This is a genomic window from Limnohabitans sp. (assembly GCF_030158565.1).
GTDB lineage: Bacteria > Pseudomonadota > Gammaproteobacteria > Burkholderiales > Burkholderiaceae_C > Limnohabitans_A.
This window is the reverse complement of record NZ_JAOASQ010000070.1, coordinates 37,440-62,992: the sequence shown is the minus strand read 5'-3', so window position 1 is coordinate 62,992 and position 25,553 is coordinate 37,440. Positions and strand designations below refer to the sequence as shown.

Annotated in this window: 22 protein-coding genes and 1 tRNA gene; 9 read left to right on the top strand and 14 right to left on the bottom strand. The window is 61.6% G+C overall.

Annotated features, from left to right (window positions below):
• Positions 1-3: 3 nt before the first annotated feature.
• The 4 genes from dnaE to Q1W40_RS14350 form a co-directional block, all read right to left on the bottom strand.
• Positions 4-3,570, bottom strand: coding sequence for a DNA polymerase III subunit alpha (gene dnaE / locus Q1W40_RS14365; protein ID WP_300713227.1), 3,567 nt, complete (start codon positions 3,568-3,570; stop codon positions 4-6).
• Positions 3,571-3,623: 53 nt separating this feature from the next.
• Positions 3,624-4,319: a DUF599 domain-containing protein gene (locus Q1W40_RS14360; protein WP_300713225.1), complete on the bottom strand. Its 696-nt coding sequence runs from the start codon at positions 4,317-4,319 to the stop codon at positions 3,624-3,626.
• Positions 4,320-4,440: 121 nt separating this feature from the next.
• Entirely contained in the window at positions 4,441-4,974 is a 534-nt protein-coding gene (locus tag Q1W40_RS14355) for a flavodoxin family protein (protein WP_300713224.1), read from the bottom strand.
• Between the two features lie 46 nt (positions 4,975-5,020).
• Positions 5,021-5,722, bottom strand: coding sequence for a pirin family protein (locus tag Q1W40_RS14350; RefSeq protein WP_300713222.1), 702 nt, complete (start codon positions 5,720-5,722; stop codon positions 5,021-5,023).
• Positions 5,723-5,859: 137 nt separating this feature from the next.
• On the opposite strand from Q1W40_RS14350, the gene Q1W40_RS14345 reads away from it, so the two are divergent.
• The 5 genes from Q1W40_RS14345 to Q1W40_RS14325 all read left to right on the top strand — a co-directional run bounded on the left by Q1W40_RS14345 (position 5,860) and on the right by Q1W40_RS14325 (position 10,464).
• Complete coding sequence (locus tag Q1W40_RS14345; RefSeq protein WP_300713221.1) at positions 5,860-6,798, top strand: LysR substrate-binding domain-containing protein; 939 nt, start codon at positions 5,860-5,862, stop codon at positions 6,796-6,798.
• A gap of 10 nt (positions 6,799-6,808) precedes the next feature.
• A complete protein-coding gene (locus Q1W40_RS14340) occupies positions 6,809-7,855 on the top strand; it encodes an FAD-dependent oxidoreductase (protein ID WP_300713220.1) in 1,047 nt (348 codons plus the stop codon).
• A gap of 6 nt (positions 7,856-7,861) precedes the next feature.
• On the top strand, positions 7,862-8,752 hold the full coding sequence (gene gluQRS, locus Q1W40_RS14335) for a tRNA glutamyl-Q(34) synthetase GluQRS (RefSeq protein ID WP_300713219.1): 891 nt from the start codon (positions 7,862-7,864) through the stop codon (positions 8,750-8,752).
• Between the two features lie 67 nt (positions 8,753-8,819).
• On the top strand, positions 8,820-9,551 hold the full coding sequence (trmB, locus tag Q1W40_RS14330) for a tRNA (guanosine(46)-N7)-methyltransferase TrmB (protein WP_300713217.1): 732 nt from the start codon (positions 8,820-8,822) through the stop codon (positions 9,549-9,551).
• A 1-nt stretch (position 9,552) separates the two neighbouring features.
• Positions 9,553-10,464 carry a pseudouridine synthase gene (locus tag Q1W40_RS14325; protein WP_300713216.1) on the top strand — a complete coding sequence of 304 codons (912 nt, stop codon included), beginning with the start codon at positions 9,553-9,555 and terminating at the stop codon, positions 10,462-10,464.
• Between the two features lies 1 nt (position 10,465).
• Here Q1W40_RS14325 and Q1W40_RS14320 read toward each other — a convergent pair whose 3' ends face one another.
• The 3 genes from Q1W40_RS14320 to alaS all read right to left on the bottom strand — a co-directional run bounded on the left by Q1W40_RS14320 (position 10,466) and on the right by alaS (position 14,982).
• Positions 10,466-11,584, bottom strand: a complete 1,119-nt coding sequence (locus Q1W40_RS14320) for a transglutaminase domain-containing protein (protein WP_300713214.1) — start codon at positions 11,582-11,584, stop codon at positions 10,466-10,468.
• Positions 11,585-11,743: 159 nt separating this feature from the next.
• Positions 11,744-12,313: a TlpA disulfide reductase family protein gene (locus Q1W40_RS14315; protein ID WP_300713213.1), complete on the bottom strand. Its 570-nt coding sequence runs from the start codon at positions 12,311-12,313 to the stop codon at positions 11,744-11,746.
• 44 nt (positions 12,314-12,357) lie between these two features.
• Positions 12,358-14,982, bottom strand: a complete 2,625-nt coding sequence (gene alaS / locus Q1W40_RS14310; RefSeq protein WP_300713212.1) for an alanine--tRNA ligase — start codon at positions 14,980-14,982, stop codon at positions 12,358-12,360.
• Positions 14,983-15,128: 146 nt separating this feature from the next.
• Between alaS and Q1W40_RS14305 the strand changes: the two genes are divergently transcribed.
• The gene (locus tag Q1W40_RS14305) at positions 15,129-16,607 is read left to right on the top strand and encodes an NAD-dependent succinate-semialdehyde dehydrogenase (RefSeq protein WP_300713211.1); all 1,479 of its coding nucleotides are present in this window, start codon (positions 15,129-15,131) and stop codon (positions 16,605-16,607) included.
• A gap of 64 nt (positions 16,608-16,671) precedes the next feature.
• Here the strand turns inward: Q1W40_RS14305 and Q1W40_RS14300 are convergent, their stop codons facing one another.
• Positions 16,672-17,694 (bottom strand): tripartite tricarboxylate transporter substrate binding protein, encoded by a 1,023-nt coding sequence (locus Q1W40_RS14300; protein WP_300713209.1) that lies wholly within the window; start codon positions 17,692-17,694, stop codon positions 16,672-16,674.
• A gap of 154 nt (positions 17,695-17,848) precedes the next feature.
• Here Q1W40_RS14300 and Q1W40_RS14295 point away from each other — a divergent pair.
• Both Q1W40_RS14295 and Q1W40_RS14290 read left to right on the top strand, forming a co-directional pair.
• Positions 17,849-17,922: transfer RNA gene (locus Q1W40_RS14295), tRNA-Gly, on the top strand.
• A 59-nt stretch (positions 17,923-17,981) separates the two neighbouring features.
• Positions 17,982-18,779 carry a plasmid replication/partition related protein gene (locus tag Q1W40_RS14290; RefSeq protein ID WP_300713307.1) on the top strand — a complete coding sequence of 266 codons (798 nt, stop codon included), beginning with the start codon at positions 17,982-17,984 and terminating at the stop codon, positions 18,777-18,779.
• Between the two features lie 63 nt (positions 18,780-18,842).
• Here Q1W40_RS14290 and Q1W40_RS14285 read toward each other — a convergent pair whose 3' ends face one another.
• The 3 genes from Q1W40_RS14285 to Q1W40_RS14275 form a co-directional block, all read right to left on the bottom strand.
• Positions 18,843-19,748 (bottom strand): helix-turn-helix domain-containing protein, encoded by a 906-nt coding sequence (locus Q1W40_RS14285; RefSeq protein ID WP_300713208.1) that lies wholly within the window; start codon positions 19,746-19,748, stop codon positions 18,843-18,845.
• Between the two features lie 158 nt (positions 19,749-19,906).
• Positions 19,907-20,548, bottom strand: coding sequence for a 3-oxoacid CoA-transferase subunit B (locus tag Q1W40_RS14280; protein ID WP_300713206.1), 642 nt, complete (start codon positions 20,546-20,548; stop codon positions 19,907-19,909).
• A gap of 1 nt (position 20,549) precedes the next feature.
• Positions 20,550-21,257, bottom strand: coding sequence for a CoA transferase subunit A (locus Q1W40_RS14275; RefSeq protein WP_300713204.1), 708 nt, complete (start codon positions 21,255-21,257; stop codon positions 20,550-20,552).
• Positions 21,258-21,397: 140 nt separating this feature from the next.
• On the opposite strand from Q1W40_RS14275, the gene Q1W40_RS14270 reads away from it, so the two are divergent.
• Positions 21,398-21,958 carry a LuxR C-terminal-related transcriptional regulator gene (locus Q1W40_RS14270; protein WP_300713202.1) on the top strand — a complete coding sequence of 187 codons (561 nt, stop codon included), beginning with the start codon at positions 21,398-21,400 and terminating at the stop codon, positions 21,956-21,958.
• 12 nt (positions 21,959-21,970) lie between these two features.
• Here Q1W40_RS14270 and Q1W40_RS14265 read toward each other — a convergent pair whose 3' ends face one another.
• From Q1W40_RS14265 to Q1W40_RS14255, 3 genes are all read right to left on the bottom strand, one after another.
• Complete coding sequence (locus Q1W40_RS14265) at positions 21,971-24,289, bottom strand: acyl-CoA dehydrogenase family protein (RefSeq protein ID WP_300713200.1); 2,319 nt, start codon at positions 24,287-24,289, stop codon at positions 21,971-21,973.
• A 70-nt stretch (positions 24,290-24,359) separates the two neighbouring features.
• On the bottom strand, positions 24,360-25,031 hold the full coding sequence (locus tag Q1W40_RS14260) for a nitroreductase (protein ID WP_300713198.1): 672 nt from the start codon (positions 25,029-25,031) through the stop codon (positions 24,360-24,362).
• Positions 25,032-25,109: 78 nt separating this feature from the next.
• Positions 25,110-25,532 carry a carboxymuconolactone decarboxylase family protein gene (locus Q1W40_RS14255; protein ID WP_300713196.1) on the bottom strand — a complete coding sequence of 141 codons (423 nt, stop codon included), beginning with the start codon at positions 25,530-25,532 and terminating at the stop codon, positions 25,110-25,112.
• Positions 25,533-25,553 lie beyond the last annotated feature (21 nt).

Sequence of the window (25,553 nt, the reverse complement as noted above, 5' to 3'; positions counted from 1 at the left end):
GCCTTATGGCGACACCGTCCGCAAAGTCAGGATGGGGTTGTTGTCCTCGTACACGATATGGGCCTGCCCCTGATCGGCCTGCGCCATCCAGCTGGCCAAAGCCGCATCGGACGGGAAGAACTTGGCCTGCTCGCCCAGCGCCAACTCCGCCCGGGCACCCAGCGCTTCATTGCGGCGCTCCAATTGCAAGCGCACCGGCAAACCGCGCACCAGCTCGCCCTGCTCGGTTTGCTCGCGCTGTGCCGGGAACTCTTTGACCAGACGGGCAATGTCCGGCGCGCGGCCATTCACGGCCACACGCAGGTATTTGCCGTATCGGCATCGGGCCTGCCCCAGATCCATGATCTGTTCCATCTTGAGGCGAAAGCCGCCCGAAAACCGGTCGGCTTGCATCTTGGCAGTGACGATGATGAGCTCATCGTCTTTCAGCAGGTGCTTGGCCGAGTTGATCAGGCTTTCGTCAGCGGTGGCCTCCATCACGCCCGACTTGTCATCGAGCTTGAAGATGGCCACTTTGCCGCGCTGGCCGTTGATGATGCGCAGATCGCTCACGATTCCGGCCATCAGCTGTGGCTCGCGGCTGTCGATCAGGTCGTCGATCTTGCGGCGCACGAACTGACGCACTTCCCGCTCCACCGCGTCGAACAGGTGGCCTGAGAGGTAAAAGCCCACGGCGGTTTTTTCCAGCAGCAAGCGCTCCTTGATGCCCCAGGGCAACACATCCACCAGGTCAGGCTCTTGCGTGCTGGAGCCGTGCGAATCGTCGCCCAGCATGTCGAACAAACCGCCTTGGTTGGCGTTGGCCGTGGTGGCGTTCGAAAACTCGAAGGCCCGGTCGATGCTGGCCGACAAGGCGGCACGGTTCATGTGCAGCGAGTCGAAAGCGCCTGCCTTGATGAGCGCGTCCACCGTGCGTTTGTTGATGCGGGTGCGGTCCACGCGCACGGCAAAGTCAAACAGGCTAGTGAAAGGGCCACCTTCGTTGCGAGCCGCCACGATGGCCTCGATCGCCTGCTGGCCGGTGCCCTTGATGGCACCCAGGCCGTAGCGGATCACCTTGTCGGTCACCGGCTCAAAGCGGTAGTGGCCCCGGTTCACATCGGGAGGGTCGAAGGTGATGCCGAACTTCAAGGCGTCTTCGTAGAGCACCTTGAGCTTGTCGGTGTCGTCCATTTCCACCGTCATGTTGGCGCAGAAGAACTCGGCGGTGTAGTGCACCTTGAGCCAGCCCGTGTGGTACGCCAACAAAGAATACGCCGCAGCGTGCGACTTGTTGAAGCCGTAGCCCGCGAACTTTTCCATCAGGTCAAAGACTTCGTCGGCCTTGTCCTGCGGGATGTTGTGGGTGGCCAATGCCCCCGCGCGGAACTTCTCGCGGTGCTCGGCCATCTCTTCGGCCTTTTTCTTGCCCATGGCGCGGCGCAGCAAGTCGGCGCCACCGAGCGAGTAACCGCCCAAAATCTGCGCGGTCTGCATCACCTGCTCTTGGTACACCATGATGCCGTAGGTCTCGCTCAGCATGTCGGCCACGGCCGGGTGCGGGTACTCCACCACCTCGCGACCATGCTTGCGCGCCACAAAACTGGGGATCAGGTCCATGGGGCCCGGGCGGTACAAGGCGTTCAGCGCGATCAGGTCTTCCAGGCGGCTGGGACGCGCATCGCGCAGCATGCCCTGCATGCCGCGGCTTTCAAACTGGAACACGGCTTCGGTCTTGCCATCCGAGAACAATTTGTAGGTCGCCGCATCGTCGATCGGGATGTTCTCGAACGCGAAGTTCTCCTGGCCCTTGTGCCGCTTCATGATGAACTCGCGGGCGATCTCCAAAATCGTCAGCGTGGCCAAGCCCAAGAAGTCGAACTTCACCAAGCCTGCGGCCTCCACGTCGTCCTTGTCGTATTGGCTCACGGCCGACTCGCTGCCGGGCTGTTGGTACAGCGGGCAAAAATCGGTCAGCTTGCCCGGCGCGATCAACACGCCCCCGGCGTGCATGCCGATGTTGCGGGTCATGCCTTCGAGCTTTTGCGCCAGCTCGATCAGGGTCTTCACATCCTCTTCGCGCTCGATGCGCTCGGCCAGGATCGGCTCCATGGCGATCGCGTAGTTGTTTTTGTCGCCCTCTTTGGGCGTGGCCGGCGGGTATTGCAGGGTGACCGACATGCCCGGCTTGTTGGGGATGAGCTTGCTGATGCCGTCACAAAAGGTGTAGCTCATGTCCAGCACACGGCCCACATCGCGGATGGCCGCACGCGCGGCCATGGTGCCAAAGGTGGCGATCTGGCTGACCGCGTCGCGCCCGTACTTTTCCTTGACGTAATCGATGACGCGGTCACGGTTGCCTTGGCAAAAGTCGATGTCGAAGTCGGGCATCGAGACCCGCTCGGGGTTCAAAAAACGCTCGAACAGCAAGCTGTATTGCAGCGGGTCGAGGTCGGTGATCTTGAGCGCATAAGCCACCAGCGAGCCCGCACCCGAACCCCGGCCCGGGCCCACCGGGCAGCCGTTGGCCTTGGCCCACTGGATGAAGTCACCCACGATCAGGAAGTAACCCGGAAAGCCCATCTTCAAGATGGTGCCCAGCTCAAACTCCAGGCGCTCCACATAACGCGGACGCTCGGCGTTGCGCTTGGCCTCATCGGGATACAGGTGGGCCAGGCGCGCCTCCAGGCCTTCAAACGAGACATGGCGGAAATAATCGTCCACCGACATGACCACGCCATTGACCGGCGGGATCGGGAAGTTGGGCAGCTGCGGCTTGCCCAGCACCAAGCTCAGGTTGCAGCGCTTGGCAATTTCGAGCGTGTTGGCAATGGCGCTGGGAACATCGGCGAACAAGGCGCACATTTCCTCGGCCGACTTGAAATACTGCTCGCGCGTGAACTTGCGCACGCGGCGCGGATTGGCCAGGATCTCGCCTTCGGAAATGCACACGCGTGCCTCGTGCGCTTCGTAGTCTTCTGCCGCATGAAACTGCACCGGGTGCGTGGCCACCACCGGCAAATGCAAACGCGCCGCCAGCGCCACGGCACCGGCCACCTGGGTTTCGTCTTCAGGGCGGCCTGCGCGTTGCAGCTCCAGGTAAAAGCGGTGCGGAAACATCGAGCCCAGTTGCAGTGCCACATCAGCGGCCTTGTCGGTGTCCCCCTGCACGATGGCCTGCCCCACCGGCCCGGCCTGTGCGCCCGACAACAGGATCAGGCCTTCGGACAATTCCTTGAGCCAATCGAGCTTGACGACCGCGACGCCTTTGAGGACGTTTTGCGTCCAGGCCCGCGCCAGCAGCTCGCAAATGTTCAGGTAGCCCTGGTGGCTTTGCACCAGCAAGATCACACGGGACAAAGCGCCCGCATCACCGCCCAGGCCTTCGAGGTTGATTTCCGCACCCAGGATCGGCTTGACGCCCTTGCCGCGGCCTTCCTTGTAGAACTTGACCCCGCCAAACAGGTTGTTCAGATCGGTGATGGCCAGGGCGGGCTGCCCGTCCTTGGCGGCCATTTTGACCACATCGTCAATGCGGCAAGTGGAGTCAACGACCGAGAATTCAGTGTGGAGGCGCAGGTGGGCAAACATAGCCCCCATTGTAGGAGGCCAAGGGGCTCCAATTGGCAAATTGGAGGCTGTTTTCAGTCGCGCAGAACCTGCAGCACTTCCGAGTGAAACTCACGCCCATAAAGGATCATGACCACCAAAGCCGTAGCCAGAACCAGCGCCAGCGGCGAGAAAAACCAGGCCATCGCGGCAAAGGAAAAATAATAAGCCCGCAAACCGTCGTTGAAGGTTTCCGCTGCAGCCCCCACCAAGCGCCCGGCCCGCTCGGCCACTTGCTGGCGATCTTGAAGGCCTTCGTCAAAGGTTTCAGGGGGCGGCATGGCGCCAATCACCAGCGCCACAAAGGTGTACTGACGCATCGACCAGGAAAACCGGAAAAAAGCATAAACAAAGATGCCCACCAGCACCAGCACCTTGAACTCGAACACCAGCATGGGCGTGGGTTGTGCAAACGGGATTTCACGCACCAGCTCGGCGGCCTTGTCGGTGGTGCCCAGCAGGGCAAACAGACCGCCGATGATGATGATCGTGGTGGACGAGAAAAACGAAGGCGTGTGCGAGAGGTTCTGGGTGATCAGGCCGTCCAGCATGCGCGGGTCACGGGCCGTGGTCTGCAGCATCCATTTCACGCGGTAGGCGTTGGTCGTGGCGATCAGGCTCTGGTCACGCTGACCGCGCACGCGGGCAAACCAGGCGTAACCCGCCCACAGACCGAAAAAAGACAAGAGCGCCAGCCAGTCGCCCCAAGGCATCATCGAGAAGATTTTCATGCCCTCATCCTAGCAAGCCTCGGGCCATCTGCAATGCGGCACTTCATTTACAAACGAAAAAAGCCAGGGTGATGCTCGATCACCCTGGCTGCATCGTTGGCCTGGCCCACGCCCGCCCTGATCAGCCGCGCAGCTTGGCAGCCACAGCAGCCACGCGCTCGCCGTAGGCTTTGGCGGTGTCCAGGTCGCCCTGGGGGATGTCTTCCGCAGGGCTGGTGGGGCCGACCTGGGCCATCAGGCCGGAGTTGGAGCCGATGCGGTTGATGGTGCCGTCGTTCATCGCGGGCTGGCCCACCCAGATCATGCCGTTTTGCATGGCCAGTGTGATGAAGTACTGGATGGTCGACAGCTTGTCGCCGCTGGGGCTGGCCGAGATGGTGAAGCCGCCGGCGACCTTGTCTTTCCAGGCGCTGGTGAACCAGCGCTTGGAGGTGGCGTCGGCAAACTTCTTGAACTGCCAAGACGCCATGCCCATGTAGGTGGGCGAGCCGAAGATGATCGCGTCAGCGGCGTCCAGCGCGGCCCAGTCGGCTTCGGTGATGTTGCCATCGGCATCAATGGCGATGACTTGAGCGTTGGCGCCTTGGGCCACGAATTGGGCGACGCGCTGGGTGTGGCCGTAGCCAGAGTGGTAAACAACAACCGTTTTAGCCATGAGAAAAGCTCCTTAAAAAAGACAAGTAGAAAGAGAGAGAAAAGAATCAGGCCGCCAGATCAAACACCAGAACTTCCGCGTCCTGGCCAGCCGTCAAGGCCAATGCGGCTTCGCCCTGCAGCATGGCCGCGTCGCCCGCTTGCAAAGTTTGTCCGTTGACCTGCAAAGTGCCACGGATCAAGAACACATAGGCCTTGCGGGCCGCGTCCAGCGCCAGCTGCGCGGCTTCTGCGCCGTTGAACAAGCCCGCGTACATGCGGGCGTCGGCATGGATCTTGACCGTGTGCTCACCCGCCTCGGGTGCGGCCACCAAAGCCAGTTGACCGCGCTTGGCCACTTCAGGAACGGTCTTTTGCTCGTAGCCCGGGTCGATGCCGGTCACGTTGGGCTCGATCCAGATTTGCAAGAAATGGGTTTGCTCGCCCTTGGCGTGATTGAACTCGCTGTGGCGCACACCCGAGCCCGCGCTCATGCGCTGCACATCGCCGGGCGGAATGCCCTTGACGTTGCCCATGCTGTCTTGGTGGGCCAGATTGCCCGACAGCACGTAGCTGATGATTTCCATGTCGCGGTGGCCGTGGGTGCCAAAGCCCATGCCCGGCGCGATGCGGTCTTCGTTGATCACGCGCAGATTGCCCCAGCCCATGTGGGCCGGGTCGAAATAGTTGGCAAACGAAAAGCTGTGGAAGGATTTGAGCCAGCCGTGGTCGGCATAGCCCCGTTCTGCGGATTTGCGGATGGTCAGCATGGCGATCTCCTTGTTGTTCAAGCGCTTGGGGCGTTTTGCCCACCAGCGATGTCTGAACTTTACCCATCACCCCCCACTTGTCCGTTGATCCCGTTTGCTGGCATCATTCAAATTAATTGAATGCTCAACCACCCATCATGCAAACACCTCGCGACTGGCTCACCCCCGAAGCCCTGACCATGCTGCAAACCATCGCCCAAAAAGGCAGCTTTGCCGCTGCCGCCAGGGCGCTCGATCTGGTGCCCAGTGCCCTGACCTACCGGGTGCGCCAACTCGAAGATGCACTGGACGTGCTGCTGTTTGACCGCAGTTCGCGCCAAGCCAAGCCCACAGCCGCTGGACAAGAATTGTTGCGCGAAGCCGCCCGCCTGCTGAGCGACATGGACGCGGTGGCCAACCGGGTCCGCCGTGTGGCCACCGGCTGGGAAGCCGTGCTCACGGTGGCGGTGGACAGTGTGGTCTCGCGCACCGTGGTGATGGACCTGTGCGCCAGCTTTTTGGCATTGGGCGCCACCACACGCTTGAAGCTGCGCTACGAAACCTTGTCGGGCACTTTGGCCGCCCTCACCTCGGGCCAAGCCGACCTGGCCTTGGGCGCGGTGATGGAACACGGCCTGGGCTCTGACATCCACCATGCGGTGCTGGGGCCCATCCCATTTGTCTATGCGGTGGCCAGCCACCATGCGTTGGCGCAAGCCCCCGAGCCTCTGACCGATGAATTGCTGCAACAACACCGCGCCGTGGCCGTGGCCGACTCGGTCAGCAGGGGGACTGGTCTGACCATCGGTTTGTTGGGCGGGCAAGACGTGTTCACCGTGCCCGACATGCAAAGCAAGCTCGAAGCTCAACTGCGTGGCCTGGGTGGCGGCTTTCTGCCGGAAAGTCTCGCCCGGCCTTACATCGAAAGCGGTTTGCTGGTGGTCAAAACCGTGCAAAAGCCGCGCATCAGCACCTGCCACTACGCCTGGCGTGACAGCAAACAAACCCCAGCCGGTCAAGCGCTGCGGTGGTGGCTGTCACAACTGCAACGCGACAGCACACGCAACGCATTGCTGCAACCCGTGCATCGCGTGTAGAGTGTGAGCCATGAACACACAACACATCGCCATCATCGGCGTCGGCATGGCCGGCGTGGTTTGCGCACGGACATTGCGCCAGGCCGGTCACAACGTGACCCTGTTTGAAAAAAGCCGAGGGCTGGGCGGTCGCATGGCCACGCGCGCCAGCGCCTTTGGCAGCTTTGACCACGGCACCCAGTACTTCACGGTGCGTGACCCGCGCTTTGAACTGGCCTTGGGCACGGTGCCCGGCTTGTGCAAACCCTGGAGCGCCAACGCCGTGCGCGTGCTGGACCCCAATGGCCGTGTGATCGAAGCGGGCCTGCCCGGCGGTGAGCGCCATTGGGTGGCCACCCCAGGCATGAACGGCCTGGTCAAAGCCTGGGCCGAGCCGCTGGTGGAAGACAACAATGTGCTGCTGCAAACCCGCGTCACGCACATCAGTGCCGACCCGTTCCAGAAAAACGGCTGGCAGCTGCACACCGAAGCCGATGACGGCGCACAGCATGTGTATGGCGGCTTTGACAAAGTCATCCTGGCGATTCCCCCAGCGCAGGCGAGCGATCTGCTGCGGGCCTCGCAACTGAGCGCCTTGGCCGAGCCTTTGAAGGGTGTGCGGGTTGACCCCTGCTGGACGCTGATGGTGGCCTACCCCCAGGCGGTGCAGCCCGGGCTCATCACGATTGGCCCCCAGTGGAACGCTGCACGCAGCACCCATCACCGCATTGCGTGGATGGCCCGCGAGTCGTCCAAGCCTGGTCGTGAACGCATCGAGCGCTGGACCGTGCAGGCCAGCGCCCCCTGGTCGGCCGAGCACATCAACGACACCCCCGACCGCATCAGCGGCAAGCTGCTCAAGGCCTTTGCCGAGATCAGTGGCATCCGCGCCACCCCGGCCCATGCCGAGGTGCACCGCTGGTTGTACGCCAAAACCGCCGAACCCCTGGGCCAAAGCCACCTGTGGTTCAAAGACCAGGGCATTGGCCTGTGCGGCGACTGGTGCCTGGGCCACCGGGCCGAAGACGCTTTTGTCTCGGGTCTGGAGCTGGCGCTGTCAGTCCTGCAAAAACGCTGACCCCGGATGGGTGTGAGGTACACAGGCCGGTTCGCGCCCTCGCCGACCGGCCTTTTGCATGCAGGCTCTCTGGTGGCGGCGCTGGCCAGCTGGCTGGACGCCCGCGCCCACGCAGGCCGCTGGCTGGTGCGCATCGAAGATGTGGACACGCCCCGTTGTGTGCCGGGCGCCGATCAGCGCATCCTGGAGCAACTGGCCCAATGCGGCCTGCAGCCAGACGAAGCCCCCGTCTGGCAAAGCCAGCGCAGTGATGTTTACCAGGCTGCGCTGGACACGCTGATCGCCCAAGGCTGGGCTTACCCCTGCGGCTGCTCCCGAAAAGAGATCGAAGCCGCCCAAAGCCAGGCCGTGGCTCGGCACCATGCAGCGGTCTATCCCGGCACCTGCCGCCAGGGGCTGCAAGGCAAAACCGCACGGGCCTGGCGGCTCAATGTACAGGCTGTGCAACAAGCCTTGAACTTGCCTGCCCTGACCCATTGGCAAGACCGCCGATTGGGCGCACAAGTGCAAAACGTGAGCGAAGAAGTGGGCGACTTCGTGCTGCGCCGGGCTGACGGCCTGTGGGCCTACCAACTGGCCGTGGTGGTAGACGATGCGGCGCAAGGCATCACCCATGTGGTGCGCGGCCAAGACCTGGCCGACAACACCGCACGGCAGATCGTGCTGCAAGGCGCCCTGGGTCTGCCCACCCCGCAGTACCTGCACACGCCCTTGGTGCTGGGCCCCAATGGCGAAAAACTGAGCAAGCAAAACGGTGCAAAAGCGCTGGATCTGAATGCGCCACTGGCCTCGCTCAACCAGGCAGCGCAGGCACTGGGCCTGGCTGTGGTGCCTCAAGACACGCCCCTTGCACAAGCCCTGGCCCTGTGGTGTCAGGACTGGGCTGCCCACTGCTGAAGCACAGCAGGGGGCGACGCGTGGCCAACCGCGATAATCAGGGCTTACGCGAAACACTGACCGCCCCATGACCACGCCAGAAGACACCACGACCGCATCTGCCACCGCGCCCGCAGAGGCCCCTTTCATGCGCACCATCAAAACCTATGTGCTGCGCGCCGGGCGCATGGGCTCGGGCCAAGTGCGGGCGTTTGAGCAGTTTGGACCGCAATTTCTCGTGCCCTACAGCGCCGAGCGGCTCGATGTGCAAGCCGCCTTTGGGCGCAGTGCGCCACTGATTCTGGAAATCGGTTTTGGCATGGGCGACGCCACCGCCAAGATCGCGCAAGTGCGCCCGGATGACAACTTTTTGTGCTGCGAAGTGCACGAGCCGGGTGTGGGCGCTTTGCTCAAGCGCTGCGGCGAAGAGCACATCGACAACATCCGCATCGTGCGTCACGACGCCATTGAGGTCATGGACCACATGCTGGGCACGGACAGCCTGGACGGCGTGCACATCTTTTTCCCGGACCCTTGGCACAAAAGCCGCCACCACAAGCGCCGCCTGATCCAGTCGCCCTTCATTCAGCGCTTGGCCCAGCACATCAAGCCCGGCGGTTACCTGCACTTGGCCACCGACTGGCAGCCTTATTCCGAGCAAATGATGGGGGTGCTGCGCGCCGAGCCCTTGCTGGTCAACACCAGCACTGCCGCCGACGGCTTTGCCGCCAAGCCCGACTACCGGCCTTTGACCAAGTTTGAAAACCGGGGCCTGAAACTCGGCCACGGCGTGTGGGATCTGGTGTTCCGCCGGGTCTGACATGAACGCATCAGGGCACATCGTTCAGCTGCCCATGCGCGATGGCGTGAGCGCCAGTGTGGTGTCGGTGCCCGCAGGCCACTGGCCCAGCGTGCTCGATTTTTTGGCCCAGCGCATGCCCGGCATCGCCCGCAGTGAGTGGGCCGATCGCTTGCAACAAGGCCTGGTGCTGCACCCCAACGGAAAATGCGCACTGCCAAACCAAGCCTGCCAGCCGGGCGAGCGCCTTTACTACTACCGCAACCTGGCCGATGAACCCGTCTTGCCCGTGCAAGCGCACATCGTGTTCGAAGACGAACACCTGCTCGTGGCCGACAAACCGCACTTCATGCCCGTGACGCCTTCGGGCCGGTATGTGCAGCAAAGCCTGCTGGTGCAACTCAAGCGCCTGACGGGCTGCGCCGATTTGGTGCCGCTGCACCGCATTGACCGCGAAACCGCTGGCCTGGTGCTGCTGGGCAAACGCCTGCAAGACCGCGACGCCTACCACGCGCTGTTTCGGGACAAAGACATCCACAAGATTTACCACGCGGTCGCTGCTGCGCCGCTGGGCCGTGATTTACCGTCCGTTTACGCCAGCCGTCTGGTGCCCGGCGAGCCGTTTTTCAGAACGCAAGAAGTGCCTGGACAGGCCAACAGTGAAACCCGCATCCGTGTTCTCAAAACCGAGGGCGCGCGCGCGCTGTACCAACTCGAACCCATCACCGGCAAGCGCCACCAGCTGCGGGTGCACATGAACGCTTTGGGCATACCCATCGAGGGCGACTTGTTTTACCCCACGGTGTTGCGTGGGCCGGATGCACCGGAAGACTTCAGCCAACCCTTGCAGCTGCTGGCCCAGTCGGTGCAGTTCACTGACCCCCACACGGGGCAAGCCCGTGTGTTTGAAAGCCAGCTGCAACTCACGCTGTGAGTCAGCCTTTGACTTCGGTGGCCGAGATCGTGTACTTGAACGCGTCGGGCGTGTAAGAGTCCAAACGGCCTTCTGCCGTTTCGGCCACGGGGTACATCAAGAAATTGACAGGCCCGCCCTTGGCACCCGGCAAGCTCACATCGTGCGATGTGTTCCAGGCCATCCAGTTGCCTTCCCAGCCGCCAAACAGATGTTTGTACACCGGGGCCACCACGGGGTGGTTGGTCTTCTTGATCCACTCGGCGGTTTCCAGGCGCATGACCTTGGCCACATCGGCCGGGTCCATGGCCACCCAGCCATAGGCTTGCAAATACACCTCGGCGCGGCAGTGCTGTGCGCCCTTCAGGCTGGCCGGATTACCAGACAGTTCTTTGTAGCCAAACGCCGACGGGGCCAGGCGGATGCCATACACATCGCGCGCAGGCAGGCCCACAGCGCGGCACAGGCCCACAAACAAGGCGTTCAGGTCAGCACACTTGCCGCCCAGGTTGCCGGTCTCCAGCATGGTCTTGATGTCGCCCTCTCCACAACCGCGAGTTTTGGGGTCGCGGAAAGCATTGCTCACCACCCAGTCGTAAATCGCACGGGCTTTTTGCTCGTCGGTTTTGGCCCCCTTGGTGGCGGCCAGCGCGGTGGTGCGCACGATGCCATCGGTAGGCAACATCTGGGTGGCACGGGTGTAGTGGCGCAGCGTATCGGCCGCCTCTGCGGTGAAGCTGCGGCCAGGGGTCAACTCGGCCGCGCGGTTTTGGGTTTGAACGCGGCTGGTGATCTCGATCACCGGACGCACACCGGCGGCGAACTCGGCCGTCACAAAGCGCGCGCCTTCGACCAGGTCGCTGCCCATGCGGGTGTTGCCGTTGCTGCTGAAACGGGTGTCAAGCGAATGCTGCCAGTCGGTGTTGACGCTTGGCACGGGCAACCAAACGCGAGTGGCCCCCTGGGGATCGGCGATTTCGACACGGGTGGTCACATCAAAGGTACGCCAGGTGCCCACTTCGGGGGCAAAACGGCGTTCGGCTGTGGCAGCCGAAGTTTGGGCGTGCAACCAGGTGGGTGCAACGAACATGGCGCCCAGAGCGGCGCCTCCTTTGAGCAAAGAGCGGCGAGCGGTGGTCATGGAAAAGAACTCCGAAATTGGGATGAGACCTGTCGGCACACACAAGGCGCTGAACAGCGCCAATGCCCCGAAGGCAGGTCGCCTGGCACAAAGCGAGCAAGGCCCGGCGATTATGACCGACCGCGTCGGCCTGATTGAACGGGTGCGGGCACCAGAGGTTTACTTGGAGCCCGACTTGGATATCGCGGGCAGGGCTTGCAACTCCTTCACCCAAGCCCGAGCGATGGGACCATTCCAATCCAGGTCGCCCACCACACGCCAACGCGCCCGGCCATCCGCCCCGATCAAGACCGTGGTCGGGTAAATGCGCACGCCCCACTGCCGCGTCAAATCGCCTTGAGGGTCCAGCACCACCGGCAAATCCAGGTGCTGCGCCGCCAAAAATCGGCGTACCGTACTGGGCATTTCTTTGACATTGATGCCGATCACGACCGCTGGACTCGCGTCGCTTGGGCCTTGGCTTGGGTCTTTTTGCAAGGCCTGCAAAGAGGGCATTTCCTCTTTGCATGGCCCGCACCAAGTGGCCCAGAAGTTGAGCACCACCACCCGGCCTTTCAGCGCAGCGCTGGTCCAGCGGTGGCCATGAAGGTCGACCATGTCGATGGCGGGCGTGGCCTGCGTGCGGAGCCAAGGGGTTTTGTCGAACTGGGCATGCGCCAAGCTTTGCGCCAGACAAGCCAGCAAAGCCAAGCACAGGCGCAAGAAAAAGCGGCGTCCGTTTTTCAACATGACACCGCCTGAAGCTTGAAAAAGAGTTTCAAGCCGGACCCCGATCAGAGCCGTTCAGTCACCCAAGCTTGCACGCTGGCCAGCGCTGCAGGCAAAGCTGCGGGGTTGGTGCCACCGGCCATGGCCATGTCGGGCTTGCCGCCGCCTTTGCCGCCCACCTGGCCCGCCACATAGCTGGCCAACTCGCCGGCTTTGACTTTGCCCATGGTGTCGGCGGTCACGCCCGCAGCAATCTGCACCTTCTCGCCGTCCACAGCGGTCAGCACGATCACAGCGGTCTTGATCTTGTCTTTGAGCTTGTCGACGGTGTCGCGCAGGGTTTTGGCATCGGCCCCTTCCAGTGTGGCCACCAAGAGCTTGATGCCTTTGATGTCCACGGCCTGCTTGGCCAACTCGTCGCCCTGGGCCGAAGCCAGCTTGCCTTTGGCAGCGGCCAGTTCTTTCTCCAGCGCTTTGACCTGGTCCAGCACTTGGGCGATGCGGTTGTTCAGCTCGGCGGGCTGCGCTTTGAGCACACCAGCCGCTTGCGTCACGGTGTCTTCGAGCGATTGCAGATAGGCCAGTGCGTTGGCACCGGTCACGGCTTCGATGCGGCGCACGCCTGCGGCAACGCCGCCTTCGCTCACAATTTTGAAGAGGCCAATGTCGCCGGTGGCTTTGACGTGGGTGCCGCCGCACAGTTCTCGGCTGGAACCGATGTCGAGCACGCGCACGGTCTCGCCGTACTTCTCACCAAACAGCATCATGGCGCCGGTTTTCTGGGCGCTTTCGATGTCCATCACACGCGCTTGTGCCGCAGCGTTGGCCAAAATTTCGGCGTTGACCTGGGCTTCGATCTGGCGGATTTCGGCGTCGGTCACGGGTGCGTTGTGCGCAAAGTCAAAACGGGTGCGCTCGGCGTTGACCAAGCTGCCCTTTTGCTGCACATGGCTGCCCAATACTTCGCGCAAGGCCTTGTGCATGAGGTGGGTGGCGCTGTGGTTGCGCACGGTGGCGGCGCGCAGGTCCATGTCCACATGGGCTTGCACCGCGTCACCCACTTTCAGGCTACCGGATTTGACTTCGCCGTGGTGGCCAAACACATCGGCCTTGATCTTGAGCGTGTCGGCCACGTTGAACTGGCCGCCCGCGTTGTGGATCATGCCCTGGTCGCCCACCTGACCGCCGGACTCGGCGTAGAACGGTGTCGTGTCCAGCACGACCACGCCCGCCTGACCGGCCTTCAGTTCGGTCACCGCATTGCCGTCGGCGTACAAAGCCAGCACCTTGGCGTTGGCCGTCAGGTCTTCGTAACCCACAAAGTCGTTGCCCTCGCCGGTGTAGTCCAGCGCCTTGTCCATCTTGAACTTGCCTGCTGCGCGGGCCTGGGCCTTTTGCTTTTCCATGGCCACGGCGAAATCGGCTTCGTCCACGCTCAGGTCGCGCTCGCGGCACACGTCGGCCGACAGGTCAAGCGGGAAGCCATAGGTGTCGTGCAGCTTGAAGGCCACTTCGCCGGGCAGCACTTTCACGCCGCCTTCGAGGGCCGAATCCAGAATCTGCATACCGCTTTGCAGCGTCTCGAAGAAACGCTCTTCTTCGATGCGCAAAATGTCGGTGATGCGGTCGGCCTGGTCGGCCAGATTGGGGTAAGCCGCGCCCATGAGCTTGACCAGATCGGGCACCAGCTTGTGGAAGAAAGGCGACTTCTTGCCGAGTTTGTAGCCGTGGCGGATGGCACGGCGCACGATGCGGCGCTGCACGTAGCCACGACCTTCGTTACTGGGCACCACACCGTCGCTCACCAAAAACGCGGTGGCGCGGATGTGGTCAGCGATCACGCGCAGGGACTTGTTGCTCAGATCGGTGCAACCGGTCTCACGGGCGGCGGCCTTGATCAGTGCGTCAAAAATGTCGATTTCGTAGTTGCTGTGCACGTGCTGCAGGATGGCGGCCAGGCGCTCCAGGCCCATGCCGGTGTCCACGCAGGGCGCGGGCAGCGGCGTGACCGAGCCGTCCTCGGCCATGTTGAACTGCATGAACACGTTGTTCCAGATCTCGATGAAACGGTCGCCGTCCTCATCGGGGCTGCCCGGGGGGCCGCCGGCGATGTGGTCGCCGTGGTCGTAGAAGATCTCGGAGCACGGGCCGCAGGGGCCGGTGTCGGCCATCATCCAGAAGTTGTCGCTCTTGTAACGCCCGCCCTTGTTGTCGCCGATGCGGATCACGCGCTCGGGCGGCAGGCCGATCTCTTTCGTCCAGATGTCGTAGGCCTCGTCGTCCTCTTCGTACACGGTGGCCAGCAGACGCTCTTTCGGCAGCTGGTAGACCTCGGTCAGCAGCTCCCAGGCCCACTTGAGCGACTCGCGCTTGAAGTAGTCGCCAAACGACCAGTTGCCCAGCATCTCGAAGAAGGTGTGGTGGCGCGCGGTGTAGCCCACGTTTTCCAGGTCGTTGTGTTTGCCACCGGCGCGCAGGCAGGCCTGCACGGAGGCTGCGCGCACATAAGAGCGCTTGTCCGAGCCCAAAAACACGTCCTTGAACTGGACCATGCCCGAGTTGGTGAACATCAGGGTCGGGTCGTTGCCCGGCACCAGGGGGCTGGACGCCACCACGGTGTGCCCCTTGGACGCGAAAAAGTCCAAAAAGGTCTTGCGGATGTCGGCAACGGAAATAAGGGCTTGGCTCATGGTCTTGACAGCTTTCTAGTGCAACCGGTGATTATAAGTTTGCCCCTGCCCCAGTTGTCTGTGTGACAGCCCCGGCTCGGCCTGAGCGATAAGCTCGCAAACATGGCACAATTTATTTAACAGGTTAAATAATTAAAGGAGACCCCATGGACATGAAGACTTCACCCTTGGCCCTGCTCAAGGACGCCACTTTGCTCAAGACCGACTCGCTGATCAACGGCCAGTGGGTGGCCGGTAGCCAGCGCTTTGCCGTAACCGATCCGGCCACGGGCGGCCACCTGGCCGATGTGGCTAACTTGGGCGCTGCTGAAGCCGAAGCGGCCATTGCCGCCGCCAATGCCGCCTGGCCTGCCTGGCGCGCCAAGACCGCCAAGGAACGCAGCATCATCCTGCGCAAATGGTTTGACCTGTTGATCGCCAACACCGAAGACCTGGCCCGCTTGATGACCGCCGAAAACGGCAAGCCCATCGCCGAGTCACGGGGCGAAGTGGCCTATGGCGCCAGCTTTGTGGAGTGGTTTGCCGAAGAAGCCAAACGCATCAATGGCGAAACCCTGCCCCAGTTCGACAACAACCGCCGCCTGCTGGTGCTGCGCCAGGCCATTGGCGTGTGCGCGGCCATCACGCCCTGGAACTTCCCTCTGGCCATGATCACCCGCAAGGTGGCCCCGGCGCTGGCCGCAGGCTGCCCTGTCATCATCAAGCCCGCCGAGCTGACCCCGCTCACGGCTCTGGCTGCGGCCGAGTTGGCCATCCGCGCAGGCATTCCAGCAGGCGTGCTGAACATGGTCACGGCCGACAGCGACAACTCGATTGCCGTGGGCAAGGTGCTGTGCGCCAGCGACGTGGTGCGCCACATCAGCTTCACCGGCTCCACCGAAGTGGGCCGCATCCTGATGGCGCAGTCGGCACCCACCGTGAAAAAAATGTCGCTGGAACTCGGCGGCAACGCGCCTTTCATCGTGTTTGAAGACGCCGACATCGACAGCGCTGTCGAAGGCGCTTTTGCCAGCAAGTACCGCAACGCGGGCCAGACCTGCGTGTGCTCCAACCGCATCTATGTGCAAGAAGCCGTCTACGAAGAGTTCGCCACCAAATTTGCCGCCAAAGTCAAAACCGCCAAAGTGGGCAACGGCTTTGAAGATGGTGTGAACCAGGGCCCACTGATCGAGCCCGCCGCCCTCGACAAAGTCGAGCGCCACGTGAAAGACGCCATTGCCAAAGGCGGCCGCGTGCTCACCGGTGGCAAGCGCTTGGGCGGCCAGTTTTTTGAACCCACCGTGATCGCCGATGCGACGGCCGACATGGTCTGCGCCAAAGAAGAGACCTTCGGCCCGTTTGCGCCCATCTTCAAGTTCAAGACCGAGCAAGAAGCGGTGGGTGCGGCCAACAACACCGAGTTTGGCCTGGCCAGCTACTTCTACAGCCGCGACGTGGGCCGCATCTTCCGCGTGAGCGAAGCGCTGGAATACGGCATGGTCGGCATCAACGTGGGCATTCTGGCCACCGAGCACGTGCCTTTTGGTGGCGTCAAGCAGTCGGGCCTGGGCCGCGAAGGCTCCAGCCACGGCATTGAGGACTATGTGGAGATCAAGTACCTCTGCGTGGGCGACATCCTGAAATGAAAAAAGCCGCCAGCAATTCTGGCGGCTTTGGCATCTTGGACTCAGGCACCTTCGGGTGCCTTTTTCATGCCTTCTTGGCCAAGCCCAGGCGCTCGATGGTGGCGCGCTCGGCTTCAAACGTGCGCTGTCCGTAGCGGGTGTATTCCTCGGTGCCCATGTAGATCACGGGCTGGAAGAAACGGTCCAGGGTTTCCAGCACCTTGGGGTCCTCCAGCGTTTTCTTGAAGGCATCGTGCAGCACCCGCACCACGGCCGGGTCCATGCCCTTGGGGCCGCCAATGCCAAAGGGCGACTCGGTGATGGTGTCCCAGCCGCTTTCCTTGACGGTGGGAATGTCCGGAAAGGCCTTGGTGCGGTTACGCCCCAAAGTGGCCAGCAAGCGCAACTTGCCCTCTTTGACCAGCGGCGCGAATTCGGTGGTGCCGCTCATGACGCGGATGTGCCCGCCCAAAATGGCTTGCATCAATTCAGCAGAACCTTTGTAGGGGATGTGGTTGAGTTCAATGCCCGCCTTTTGCGAGAACTCTTCAATGGCCAAGTGAGGCGTGGTGCCGGTGCCAGTGCTGCCGTACTCGACTTTGCCCGGATTGGCCTTGGCATATGCCACCATTTCCTTGAGGGTCTTGAACGGCGCATCCATGGTGGCCACCAAGCCAAAGGTGTAGCCCGTCAGGCAAGCGATGTGCGTCAGGTCCTTGACCGGATCAAACGGCATCTTTTGCATGTGAGGCAATCGGTACACGCCCAGCGGCAGCTGCGTGAGGGTGTAGCCATCAGGCCGGGCGTTGACCATCGCCGTAGCGCCCAAGGTACCGCCAGCACCGGGCCGGTTGTCCACGATGACCGACACGCCCAGGACGCGCGAGGCACTCTCGGCAAAAGCACGCATGACCGCATCACTGCTGCCACCGGGCGGCCAGGGTGCAATCAGGGTGATGGCTTTGCTGGGAAATTTGTCTTGTGCCCAAGCAGGCGCGCTGATCAGCGCAGGAGCGCTCATGCCAGCCAGAATGCCGGCCATGCCTTGCAAGGCTTTACGCCGTTGTGCATCGGTAGTTTTGTTCAGGGTCTGGAGATCAATGGTCATGTTCAAAAACTTCGGTTGTGCAGAAAAGTCCAAGTTACGCGAAGTACAAGCGGACGTCCACCGGGTAAGCCTGCACATCGCTTGAAATTCGTCACACGTGAGACTGTTCCGCGCACAAACCAGGCACTTGGGGACAACGTACAATCGGGCAATCGCGGGTGTCGTTCAATGGTAGGACTCTTGCTTCCCAAGCAAATAACGTGGGTTCGATTCCCATCACCCGCTCCAGTTCCATGAAGGCCCCGCAAGGGGCCTTCGGCATTTCCGAAACAGACAAAGCCCTCACCATGAACATCATCGTCAACGAAGAACTCAAGGCCTACATCGACCCCTTGACGCCCGATGAGCACAACGCACTGGAGCGCAGCATCCTGGCAGAGGGTTGCCGAGATGCCCTGGTTTTGTGGGGCGATGTGCTGGTGGATGGGCACAACCGGTACGGCATCTGCCAAAAGCACGGTCTGCCCTTTCAGACAGTGCAGCACACAAAGTTCAGATCCATGGAGGATGTGCATCTGTGGATGATTGACCAGCACCTGGGACGGCGCAGTGTCTCTGACTTCCAGCGCGGTGTGCTGGCTTTGCGCAAACGCGAAATTCTGGAAGAACGCCAAGCTGCAGTGGTTGCTGAAAATGGCGCTTTTGTCCGAGACAGCTTATCTGAATCCACTGACGTGGAAGCGTTGAAGAACCGCACCGATATCGCCAAAGCCGCACGATTGAGCAGCACGCAGGTCATGCAAATCGAAAAGATCCAAAAGCAAGCCGCGCCTGAAGTGGTCGCAGCAGTCAAAGCAGGCGACATTTCCATCAATGCTGCCGCAGCAGTGGCCACGCTGCCTCTTGAGGAACAAAAAAATGCAGCGTTGGCCGGCAAGGACAAGCTCAAACAAGTGGCCAAGCGCGTGCGCGATGTCAAACGGGCCAATGCCATGGCCATACCCATGCTGTCCGAGGCTGAGCCAAGTGCAACAACTGAAGCCCCATCCATCCATGGCCTTCAAGAACAGGTGATAGCCCTGAGGGCCGAAAACCATCAACTGCGCCAACTGGTCGCACAACTACAAGCCCAACTCAGGCATTGAGCGCGCCCCATTCAAAAGGCCCCATCATTGGGGCCTTTTATTTGTCTTTGCAATCTACGGGTTTCAATATTCTCCGGGAACTTCCTTCAGCAGCAAGGCTCGGGGCTCACCATCTGGCCAATAAATCTTTTGGCCTTGAAAGAACATCTGCATGGACACGATCTTGTCGATGTGCAAATGCCAAGGGGATTTCCCCAAAATAGTTTTTGACTCTTGAGCCTTGAGCGTCAGGGGTGTTTTCTTGCCTGCACCATCAATGATGCACATCGACAAGTCTTCCAAAGCCACCAAATGAACACTGTTTCCCGCTTTGGACGGTTGACTTGGGGTGACTGTGGTCTGCGACACTTGGCTGTCACACAATGTTTCTGCGACAGATGCGGCCATTTCTGAGGTCTGTGACACCGCATGGGCTGGTGGCACTTCCGATGGGGTCGAATCCGGTGACTTGGCGTCTACAGCTACGGGTGTTGGTGCCGGAGCAGAGAACGTTTCAAAGATTTTTTGAGATTGGAACCAAGCTGTAACGGCTTGACCATAAAAACCAACGGCACCCGCAAGCCACAAAGCAGCAAAAAGGGCAGTAGCCCATTTCCACGAGAAGATACGCTCACCCGACGATAGTTCTCTGGCTTGCGATTGCTTCTTCAGTAAGTCAGCCAAATCGTCCAGTATCTGTAAATCTGGCAATCCTCCCTTGGAATGCTTTGCAGGCAGCGCCTGATTACCCCAGAGCGTTTTGGCATCTGCACCCAACACTTGCGCAAGTTTGGATGCTGCTTTTTCCTTGATGGCTACGGTGTAAAACAAGGAGCGCCCACCAAGGGTCAATTCACCGGACTCCAACTCAAACACTTGCCCAGATGACAAATTAACAAGCCGAGCCACTTCTGCAACATCCAAGTTCTGAGCCTCTCGCAGGCTGCGCAGCAAGTCGCCCCGCGAGCGATCAGAAGATGGGTTGTTCATACCAAGAAGTTGACTCAATAAATCATGATTGCTTAATTTTTGAATATAAACGATATATAAAAATATTTCAATGGGTATTTATTAATCATTTAATGCATTGAAACCATTAAAAAAGCCGCGATATACGCGGCTTTAGTCAAATCAAAACAAACGGCTGATCAGAACATCAGCTTCACACCCGTCTTGCTTTGCAGCACCTCTGGCGTCACGCCCGGGGCCAGCTCCACCACTTTGAGGCCCGCGTCGGTCACGTCCATGACGGCCAAGTCGGTGATGATGCGGTCCACCACGCCCACGCCGGTCAAAGGCAAGGTGCAGCTGGGCAAAATCTTCAGGTCTTCGGTGCCGTCTTTTTTCTTGGCCACATGTTCCATCAGGATGATCACGCGCTTGACGCCTGCGACCAGGTCCATCGCGCCACCCATGCCCTTGACCATCTTGCCGGGGATCATCCAATTGGCCAGATCGCCCTTTTCGCTCACCTGCATCGCGCCCAGGATGGACAGGTTGATCTTGCCGCCACGGATCATGGCAAACGACTGCTCGCTGCCAAAAATCGACGAGCCCTTGATGGTCGTCACCGTCTGCTTGCCCGCGTTGATCAGGTCGGCATCGACCTCGTCTTCGGTCGGGAAGGGGCCAATGCCCAGCATGCCGTTTTCGCTTTGCAGCCAGACTTCCTTGTCGGCCGGCACAAAGTTGGCCACCAGCGTGGGGATGCCGATGCCCAGGTTCACATAGAAACCGTCTTCCAGTTCGTGGGCCGCACGGGCGGCCATTTGGTCTTGACTCCAGCTCATATCAGACTCCTGCCTTTTCAGTGATGGTGCGTTTTTCGATGCGCTTTTCCGGTTTTGCGTTCAGCACAATGCGGTGCACATAAATGCCAGGCAGGTGCACGCTGTCGGGGTGCATGTCGCCGGTCTCCACGATCTCTTCGACCTCGACCACGCAAATCTTGCCGGCCATGGCCACCGCCGGGTTGAAGTTGCGCGAGGTGTAGCGGAACTGCAGGTTGCCAGACTTGTCGGCGCGGTGCGCCTTGACCAGCGACACATCGGGCACCAGCGAGCGCTCCATCACATAGGTCTCGCCGTCAAACTCGCGCAGCTCCTTGCCTTCGGCCACCAGGGTGCCCACGCCGGTCTTGGTGAAGAAAGCCGGAATGCCCGCGCCGCCCGCACGCAGCTTCTCGGCCAGCGTGCCTTGGGGGGTGAACTCCAGGGCCAGCTCGCCCGCCAGGTACTGGCGCTCGAACTCCTTGTTCTCGCCCACGTAGGACGAGATCATTTTCTTGATCTGTCGGGTCTGCAGCAGCTTGCCCAGGCCGAAATCGTCCACGCCCGCGTTGTTGGAAATCGCGGTCAGGTTCTGCACGCCGCTGTCACGCAGCGCGTCGATCAGGGCTTCGGGAATGCCGCACAGGCCAAAGCCGCCCACGCCAATGAGTTGCCCGTCAGCCACGATGCCCTTGAGGGCTTCGGCTGCGGAGGGAAAAATCTTGTTCACACCGGTCTCCAGGAAAGGATGAAAGCGCTACGATACTACGTATTCTCATACGTAGTTTTTCGTAATGGTCTGCCCTCAGTCAACCGAAACACTGGATCGCCACGCTACCCTCGCGATGACACCTTCCTTGGTATCCCACCATGACGAACGACATCGATTACCGCCTGGCCTTTGACCTGGCCCCCATCGGCATGGTGCTCTCGCGCAACCGCACCATGGTCGACTGCAACCAACGGATGTGCGAGATGTTTGGCGTGCCCCGCGAACAGCTGATCGGCCAGACCTTCCAGCTGCTCTACCCCAGCGCCGACGAATACGAACGCACCGGCCAGCGCATCACCCCCATCCTGAACGCCAAGGGCGTGTACGCCGACGACCGCGTCATGAAGCGGGTGGACGGCCGCTTCAAGGGCGAAACTTTTTGGTGCCATGTGACAGGCCGAGCCCTGAACCGCGACGCCCCGCACGAAGCGGGCATCTGGACTTTTGAAGACCTGTCGGAGCGCAAACCCGTCAAGGCCGAACTCACCGCGCGCGAACGCGAAGTCGCCGCCCATTTGATGGACGGCCTGACCAGCAAAGAGATCGGCAAAGCTCTGGGGATCAGCCACCGGACGGTGGAGATTTACCGCGTCAAGCTGATGCGCAAATACCAAGCCTCAGGGGCGGCGGATTTGATTCAAAAATTGATGCGGGGCTGAACGCCCAAAGCCTCAGTCACGGGAGAACCCCGCCACCCGCCGCAAGTGCTGCGCCACCCCACCAAACTGTTGTTCGATCACCGTGAGCCGCTTGAAGCCATGGCCCACGGCCAGCTCGTCGGTCATGCCCATGCCGCCGTGCAACTGCACAGCGCCCTGCCCCACCAGGCGGGCCGCACGCAGCACCGTCACATGTGCCGATGACACCCGCTCGGCACGGCGCTCCGGGCTGTCGCCCGCCACATCGGCGCAGGCGCCTACCGCCGCCGCGGCTTGCACCAGCGCGAGGTACATGTCGGCCATGCGGTGTTGCAGGGCCTGAAAGGCCGCCAGGGGCTGGCCAAACTGTTTGCGTTGGCTGGTGTAGTTGAGCGTGTCGCGCATCAGGGCCTGCATCACGCCCACAGCTTCGGCGCCTGCGGCCAGGGTGGCCGTGTCCCACGCTTGCGTGAGTGCGGCCAGCGCATCGCCCTGGCCCAGGACGGCCTGCACGGGCGTTTGGTCAAAGGCCAACTCGGCGGCCCAGGCACCGTCAATCAAACGCACATCGCGCCGCTGCACACCGCCGGATGCGGGGTCGATCAGGCAAATGCGCAGCTGGCCCGCATCGTCTCGCGCACTCACCAGCCAGTGCGTGGCACCGCTTGCGCCGCGCACCAGGGCTTTGCGCCCGCTGATGTGCCACTGGCCGTTCGCGTTGTGCAAGCGGGTCTGCACCCGGCTCAGGTCGGTGCGGCCAGCAGGCTCGAGCGCCGCCACGGCCAGGCGCACCTGCCCGTCGGCCACGCCTTGCAGCAAAGCATCAACGGCCGGGTCGCTCAGCGCTTGCAGCAAGGTGGCGCCCAACACGGCGGTGCTGCTGTAGGGTTCGGCCACCAAGGCCGCGCCCAAGGCCTGGCAAATCAGCATTTGCTCGGGCAAACCACCGCCCATGCCCCCCAGGCTTTCGGGCAGCGCCGCGCCCAACAGGCCCAGCTCACGGGTGAGGCCTTGCCACAGTGGCGCAATCGCCTCGGGGCTGGCGATCATTTGTGCGCGTTTGTCGAAGGGCAACTTGTCTTGCAGCCAGCCTTGCAGACTGGCCAAGAGCATGGCCTGCGTTTCGTCGGTGGGCACCACAGGCTCCACCACCTCGGCGCCCAGAATGTGGCGGGCGATCAGGTTGCGCTGCACTTCGTTGGTGCCGCCATAAATCGAGGCGGCGCGGTCGTTCAAATACGCACGGGTGGCGAACACCGACTCTTCGGGCACAGGCAGCGCATGGGCGCTGGCCTCTTCCACCGTGAGGCTGGTGGCACCGTAAGGGCCAGCAATGCTCAGGCCCAGCTCGGTCAGGTGCTGCTTGAGCTCGGTGGCCAGCAGCTTGCCCATGGATGGCGCTGCGGGCAGCCAGCAAGGCGGCACGCCGCCGCCAATGCGAGCCATCAACACCTGTTGTTCCCAAGCGTGCAAGGCGTCGATGCGGCACTGCGCGTTGGCCAGGGTCAAGGCGATGTCTTCACGCTCGGAGTCTGCGTGTCCTGATACAAACGCCTCGCTCAAGGACTCGTGCAGCCGCGCCAGACGCCCCCGCAAGAACGGCGCAGACGAGCCACCCCGCTCGTGCTCCAACAAGAATTTGGCAATCGTCCAGCCCTGATTTTCTTCGCCGATCAGGGCGTCAGCAGGCACGCGGGCTTCGTCAAAAAAGACCTGGTTGAATTCGTGGTCGCCCGAGATGCTGATGATCGGCCGGATCTGGATGCCAGGGTTGTTCAGCTCGAACATCAAGAAGCTGATGCCTTGCTGCGGCTTGCCGCTGCTGTCGGTGCGCACCAGGCAAAACATGTGCGTGGCGCGGTGGGCGTGGGTGGTCCAGATTTTGGAGCCGTTGATCACCCACTCCTTGCCTTCGCGGCGGGCGCGGCATTGCAGCGAAGCCAGGTCGGAGCCCGAGCCAGGCTCGCTGTAGCCCTGGCACCAGTAGCTCACGCCGTTGCGGATGTCGGGCAACCAGCGCTCTTTTTGGGCCTGCGTGCCAAACGCCACCAGCACGGGCGCGGCCATCACCAGGCCCAGGGGCGAGACCTTGGGGGCGTCGGCCGCCGCCATCTCGCTGGCAAAGATGTCGTGTTGGCGCGGGGTCCAGCCGCAGCCGCCCCACTCTGCAGGCCAGTGTGGCGCAGCCCAGCCGCGCTTGGCCAAAATCCGCTGCCACGGGATGCCGACCTCGTAGTCCGAAAAAATGCCCGAGGTGCGGTGCCCGCCCAGGCGGATCTCGTCGGTCAGCTCGGCCGCCAAAAAGGCGCGCACTTCGTCGCGGAAAGCCAGCTCTTCTTTGCTCAGGTTCATGGGGACTTTGCTCCAAGGGACGGAAAGAAAAGGCCGCCATCGCAAGATGGCGACCCGGTCAATGACAGGTTCAGAAACCGACGTAACGCACAAAATTGGCTTCGTCTTCGCGCACCGACTTGACGGTGTTGGCCACAAAGGATTCGTCCGGGTAGCCCATGGCGATGCAGATCATGATGTTCTGGTCGTCAGGAATGCCCGCATGCTCGCGCACCACGGCCGACTGCATGATGCCCTGGCCGTTGATCACGGTGCCCAGGCCCCGCTCCCAGGCAGCCAGCACGATGGCGTGCGACAAGGCACCCAGGTCAAACTGGCTGATGGCGGCGGGCTCCAGGTATTTGTCGTAGGTCAGCACCAGGGACACAGGCGCATCGAACTGCCGAAACCCCCGCATCACCCAATCGGTGCGGCGCTCTTTGTCGTCGCGCGCGATGCCCATGGCGTCGAAGAGCTGGATCGCGATGTCCACCTGTCGCTTGCGGTGGATGCCCTCGTAGGCCTCTTTCATCGGAAAGTCGCGCTTGGGCGGCACGCCCTTGACCATGTTCTCGGTGTTACCCCGGCGGATGCGCTCCAGCGGCTCGCCGGTGACCACATGCACATGCCAGGGCTGCGTGTTCATCGACGAAGGCGACCATTTGGCCACCGCGAGGATTTCTTCGATCACCTCGCGGGGGACCGGTTTTTGCTGGTAACCGCGAACGCTTTTGCGGGCCTTGATGAGTTCTGAAAATTCCATGCTTTGTCTCCTTATCCGAAGATGAGGGAAAAGCACTGAACCGTCAATGCAAGCGTGATGCCTAGGTTACTCAAGCCATCAAGTCTTGGGCTCGATGACCTCTGTGGCGCAGCGGAAAGCGTCAATCGCCGTCGGAAAACCACAGTAAACGGTGGCGTGCAGCATGAGTTCGCGGATTTCCTCCGGGGTGGCACCATTGGTCAGCGCGCCGCGAATGTGGGCTTTGAGTTCTTGCTGTTTGCCTTGGGCCGTGAGCATGGCCACGGTGATCAGGCTGCGGGTTTTGAGGTCAAGCCACGGACGCTGCCAGACATTGCCCCAGGCGTTGCGCGTGATGAACTCTTGCATGGGCTGGGTGAACTCGGTCGCGCCACCCAGGGCCCGTTCGACGTAATCGGTGCCCACGACTTGGCTGCGGGTGGCCAAGCCGTTTTGAAAATCGGTGTCGGTTGGCCATTCAAGCGGCGCTGAATGGGCAACAGGGGTGTTCAAAGCAGTCATGGTGAAACTCCATTTGGTAGA